Annotated in this window: 2 protein-coding genes; one reads left to right on the forward strand and one right to left on the reverse strand. The window is 63.7% G+C overall.

The window, feature by feature from the left end; translation table 11 throughout:
* Positions 1 to 2259, forward strand: a 2259-nt coding sequence (locus BLP99_RS26495) for an RCC1 domain-containing protein (protein WP_371128619.1), incomplete at its 5' end; no start/stop codon positions are given.
* A gap of 170 nt (positions 2260 to 2429) precedes the next feature.
* Here the strand turns inward: BLP99_RS26495 and BLP99_RS25925 are convergent.
* Positions 2430 to 6319 (reverse strand): beta strand repeat-containing protein (locus BLP99_RS25925; RefSeq protein WP_143007992.1); only part of this gene is annotated, 3890 nt, incomplete at its 5' end.

Here is a 6319-nt window from a genome sequence, read left to right on the forward strand (position 1 = left end):
CATCCCGAGTTCATGTTTTCCTTCACGGTCACCGACCAGTTGGGCAACTCGCCGGACCTTGACTCACCCTTTTCGGCAATACAGATCGTGGACGTGGACCAGGCCGGCCTTCGACTGCCGGTGCCGATCCCGCGGGAAATCGCCAGCGACGGAACCGACGATCCCAGCACCATCGACCTCGACAAGCTGGGCACCAACCCGCTGTTGTTGATCATCTTGACCGGTGACTCACGCTTCCTGCCGGGGGATACGATCGAGGCGACCTACGTCGCGAAGGTGGCAGGCCAGCCGAATGTCACCCACAGCGAGACGGGAACGGTCGAGACCGATGGCTTGGGGCAGAAACAGGCCTGTGTGCTGGAGATTCCCAACGACAAGGTTATTTCGGGCAGCACGGTAGAAATGTCCTACAAGCTGTTCAGGGGCACGACCTTCATGGGCTCCTCAAAAATAGCAAAGGCGACCGTTGTCGGGTCACGACAAGACCCGCTTCCTCCAACCATCGACCAGGCCCTGGGAGACCAACTCGACCCTGCCAATACTCCCAATGGCGCCACGGTTCGGATACCGGCCGAGACTAATCTGCTGGACGGGGATTCGGGCGAAGTGCGTTGGGTAGGTCTGCCCGATGCGGGCACTATCAACGTGCCTTATACCGTCTCGGCCAGCGAAGCGGGCCAGTCGAAGGCAGTGACCGTGCAACAGTCGGTGGTACTGGCGAACGTTGATCGAACCATCACGTTGGACTATACGTTGCGGCGTCAGGGTAGTTCGCCCATCCCCTCGCAACCGGCGGTCTACGATGTGCGGCGACAAGTGGGAACAGGACAGTTGCAGGTCATGGGCGCGCGCGGTACATCGAACTCGATGCACTGGTCCACGGTGGGGAGCAGCCGGCTGCTGACAGCGCTGAATGTCACCACCCAACAGCCGCTTGAAGCACTATGGCAATACGAGGGCGACGGTGGCGCCCCCATCCAGGCCGCGAGGTTCAATGACAACCAGCCCTGGCGGCTACTCCGTGTGCGCACCAGCCAGGATGAGGTCCGTATCAATCCTGCCAACCTGTTCGGAGCAGGCAACTTCAAAATCGCTGCTCCATCGCAACCATGGGGCGCATTCGTAGCTCGCCGCACCCAAGGCAACCTGGTTGGCTGGGGAGTGGCTGGGCATGGCGGCGACGTGCCGCCGGAGATTGCGACGATCACCGACATAGTCGGCGTTGCCCATGCCGCCTATGCCTTTGCCGCATGGCGCGCCAACGGCCAGGTGGTCGCCTGGGGCTGGGCAGAGCGAGGCGGTGAAGTACCACGGGATATCGGCAATCTGAGGGATATTGTCGAGGTGGTCGGGACAGGACACGCTTTTGCCGCGCGACGGGCAACGGGGCACCTGGTGGCATGGGGAGAGACCGGCTTGGGCGGTGATATTCCTGAAACCATCGCGCAGTTCGATGACTTCGTAGAAGTAGCCGCCACAGCCCATGCCTTTGCGGCACGGCGGGCCAACGGCACCGTCGTGGCGTGGGGAAGGCCGGACCTGGGGGCGGCGGTGCCGGATGATATTGCCTTGCTCACCGATATCGTGGACTTGAGCAGCGCCTACTACGTCTTCGCGGCGCGGCGAGCCAATGGATCCGTGGTGGCGTGGGGCACTCAACCTAACGCGGGGGGCATGGTGCCAGGCGATATTGCGCGCCTCACGAACATTGTCGAGGTCGTTGGCGCAAGCACAGCTCTGGCCGCCCGACTATCCGATGGATCAGTCGTGGCATGGGGAGACGCGAACGCCGGCGGTAGTATTCCGGGCCCGATTGCAAGACTCGACGACGTGGTTCAGGTTGTCTCGACTTCAAGTTCCTTTGCCGCACTCAGGGCCAGCGGTCATGTCGTGACCTGGGGACATCCGGATTACGGAGCACCAGTGCCTCCTACCATCGAAGTGTTCGATGACTTCGTTCAGGTCGCAGCCACCGCCGGGGCATTTGCCGCGCTGCGCCGAAACGGCACCGTAGTGGCTTGGGGGCACCCAGCGTGGGGAGGCGTGGTGAACGCAAGTGGGCTGACAAACGTGCGAGCACTTTATGCCAACAGCCAGGCTTTCATCGCACTCACGAGCGATGCGCGAGTGGTTACCTGGGGTCTTGCCGGTGCGGGAGGCAACAGCGACCCGGTCCAGGGATTGCTGAACGGCCATGTGTCCTACTACGCCACTGCCGCCACGCGCGGTGCTGCGCTGAGGCGGCCGGCCGCCGGGTGAGCCTCCATTGCTTGATCGGGTCGGAGGATGACTGGATGAGTGCGGAATGATTTCCTGCCCGGCCATTTCAGCCCAGCCCACTCGAGTCATCCGCTTATCAGGTCGCTGGAAGATATAAAACCCGCCATCCCCCTCCACGGGGATGGCGGGTTTCGTCGTTTCAACTCACCTTACACCGTATCCACCTTCAACGAATGATCGTTCAGCATCCCGTTGATGATGGTTGCCGTGTCCGCGCCGGCGATCATGCCGTCCACGCCAGGCGTGACACCGTAGTGGCTGGCGAGGTTGACGCCGGCCAGGTCGATGGTCTGGTTCGGCGCGGCGCCGGCGATGGCGCTGACGTCGATGCTGGTGGTGACCGATGCGCCGCTGCCCGTCACGCTGAAATGCAGGTAGTCGTCCAGTGAAGCGCTAGTGCCGTTTTCGCCCAATAGCAACTGGGACAGGTCGAGCTTGTCCACGCCCGGGGTAAAGTCCGTGATCACGTCATGGCCGCTATTGCCCGCCAGCCATTTGAAGGTGTCGGCGCCGCTGCCGCCGGCGAGGGTATTGTTGCCCAGGCCGCCGATCAGGATGTCGTCGCCGCCACCGCCATTGAGCACGTCATGGCCCAGCCCACCGTCGATGCGGTTGTTGGCGCCATCGCCACTGAGGGTGTCGTTGAAGTTCGATCCGATGAGGTGCTCGATCCCCCCCAGGGTATCGGTACCGGCGCCGCCGGTGTCCTGCGCGGCCAGCAGGCCCAGGTCGACCGTGACGCCAGCCGTGGCGTGGGCGTAGCTGGCGGTGTCGTTACCCGTGCCACCGTCCAGCAGATCGTTGCCGGTGCCGCTGTAGAGCAGGTCGTCGCCGGCACCACCGTGCAAGGTGTCATTGCCCGAGCCCGCGCTGAGGATATCGTTGCCGTCACCGGCGTTGAGGATGTCGTCACCGGCACCGGCCATCAGCACATCGTCCCCCGCAGTGCCCGTCAGGGTGTGACCGGCCTGGTAACTGATGCTCACCGCCCCGCTGTCGCTGCCGCCATGGTTGTCGCTGGCGGTGTAGGTACCATGGTAATCCGGCGTACTCTCCTGGGCGCCGGCGTAGTTGACGGTCAAGGTCAGCTGGTAGTTTTCCGAGGCATTGACGTTGCCATTGCCGGGGTTGGGAATGTTGGTGACGTGGATCTGATAGTTGCCGTCCGCCGCGGCAGTGAACGAGGCACCGTCATTGACGGCAATGAACGGTCCGCCATTGAGGGAGTACTCCAGGGCGATGCGCCCGGACGCCAGATTATGATCCAGGGTGAGGGTCTCGCCCTGCTTGAGGCTGATATTGAGCCGGTCTTCATCGTTGGCATTGTTGTTGGACACCGCCCCCAGCGCCCCACTGACTACCAGCGCCGCGGTCATGGTCGCGGTGTTGGCGACGAAAGCGCTGCGGTTGAGGTTGATGGACTGCACGTTGTTACCGGTGAAACTGAGCGTGCCGGCGGTGCCGGTGAAGTCTGCTCCCCTGGCGACCCAGCCGGTATTGAAGCTGGTGGGCGACGCAGTCAGCGGATCGCCGTTGGCGTCGCTGTCGTTGCCCAGCAACAACTCTCCCGGCACTACGATATTGCCTGACAGCAGGTTGGTGATGATGTGGTCGTCCATCGCCACGGGAGGGCTGTTGGGCGTGACATTGACCACCAGGCTGGCGCTCGCCAGGTCGCCGTCGTTGTCGCTGACGACATAGCCGATGGTTTCGGTGATCAGGCTGCCGGTGGTGGTTTGGGAGGTGTAGCTGTATTCACCGGTGTCGAGGTTGACCACCAGGGTACCATCGTGGTCGGTGGCGATACTCAACGTATTGTTCAGGCTATTGAAAGTGCCGTGGTTGGACCCTCCGCTGGCAACCAGTGCCCCCTGCCCACCGTTGGCGGTCGGGTCATAGCTGTAGGTGGTGCCATCCACCAGCAGGCTCTTGATAAACCCGCCGTCGGCGCCGAACGAACCGCCCTCGCCTAGCAGATTGCCGGTCACCGGCACCCCTTGCACGGTACCGGAAAGCACCGAGCCGAGCTGGTTCAGATCGGTGACCACCACCGCGTTGGTGTCGGTGTGGGCGCTGCCGTCATAGGCCAGTGGGTCGAGATGGGCATTGCTGACGCCGCTGCCCAGGCCGATGGCGTAGTTCTTGATGCCGTTGGCGTCGAGGAAGGCTTTCCACGCGGCCTCGTCCGCCGCACCGGTTTCCTGGCCCGTGGTGGGCTTGCCATCGGAAAAGAAGTAACCGATGTTCTGTGCCCCGGTCAGTTGCCCGGAGGTGGCGAACGCCGTCTTGGCCGCCGCCACCGCAGCGTCGTAGTTGGTGCCGCCGTCCGCCGACAGGCCGCTGAGGAGCGACTTGGCGGTGGCCACGTCCACCCACACGGACGTCTGGTCGGTGGCGCTGCTGCTGAATGTCACCAGTTGGACTTTCACATCACCCAGGTCATCGTACTTATCCAGCAAGGCGCTGATGGCCTGCTTCGCCAGGTCCAGCCGCGAGAGGCCGGGCACACCGGAGGGATCGGCCATGCTGCCGGACACATCGAGCACGATCAGCAGGTTGGAATCGATTTCCACGGCGGTCACCGAGCGCTCGGTCGCGATGGCAGTAGGCACGTCATCGACGATGCTGACCACCAGGTTGCCGGTCACCTTGTTGCCCAGGGAATCCGTGGCCTGGTAGGTGAAGCTCTCGCTCAGGACATTCGGACCGTCGTTGGCATGGGGCGTCGTGCTGGCGGGGGACGTCAGCGTGTAGGTGTAGGAGCCGTCCGGATTGAGCAGCAGTTGGCCGTAGGCGCCAGTGGCATTGCCGACCAGGGCGAACGTCACGGCGCCAGTGGCACCGCTGACCGATCCCACGAGGCTGCCGCTGGCGGTTTCGCCGGTGGTGCCGGGGTCGCTGCCGGTGACCGTGCCGGGGGCCAGGTCCTGGCCGTCCTGATTCAGGTCGAGGGCTTTCTCGTAGACGGTAATGTCCTGATCGGGCTCGGCCACGAGGCAACTGTTGTGCACGTCGATGGTGATGGTGGTGGTGCTTTCATCGCCGTCGGCGTCGCGCACGGTGTAGGTGAACACATCGGTGGCGCCGGGTGCGCCAACGGCGTCCGGGTTGCTGTGATAGACCGCGTTGCCGCTGGCATCCAGGGTGAGGTAACCATAGGTGCCGTTGATCTGGGTATTGAGGCCGCCCACCGCCGGGGACGAAGTATCGCTGCCAACGCGCACACCAATGACGGTACCGCCGTCGGCGCCGAGTACGTCGTTGTCCAGTACGTTGCCGCTGATCGTACCGCCCTCCACCACCGAAGCGGCGTCGCAATGCGCCTCGGGCATGTCATCGACGATGTTGATGACGATGGTGCTGGTGACCGAGTTGCCCAGGGAGTCCGTGGCTTGATAGGTGAAGCTTTCGCTCAGGACGTTCGGGCCGTCATTGGCGTTGGGCGTGGTCGTGGCCGGTGATGTCAGCGTATAGGTATAGGAGCCGTCCGGGTTGAGCAGCAGTTGCCCGTAGGCGCCAGTGGCGTTGCCGACCAAGGCGAACGTCACGGAGCCGATGGCACCGCTGACCGATCCCACCAGGCTGCCGCTGGCGGTTTCGCCAGTGGTGCCAGGGTCGCTGCCGGTGACCGTGCCGGGAGCCAGGTCCTGGCCGTCCTGGTTCAGGTCGAGGGCCTTTTCATGGACGCTGATGTCCTGGTCCGGCGTCGCGACGAGGCAGCTTTCATGCACGTCGATGGTGATGGTGGTGGTGCTTTCATCGCCGTCGGCGTCGCGCACGGTGTAGGTGAACACATCGGTGGCGCCAGGGGCGCTGACCGTGTTCGGGTAGCTGTGATAGACCGCGTTGCCGTTGGCATCCAGGGTGAGGTAACCGTAGCTGCCGTTGATCTGGGTATTGAGGCCGCCCACGGCCGGGGTCGAAGTATCGTCGCCGGCACGGACACCGATCACCGCGCCGCTGGTGGCCGGGCCGTCGGCACCGCCCACATCGTTGTTCAGTACGTTGCCACTGACCGTCCCTCCCTCGTCCACCGAAG

The sequence above is a fragment of the Pseudomonas sp. NFACC32-1 genome, from assembly GCF_900101215.1.
Lineage (GTDB): Bacteria > Pseudomonadota > Gammaproteobacteria > Pseudomonadales > Pseudomonadaceae > Aquipseudomonas.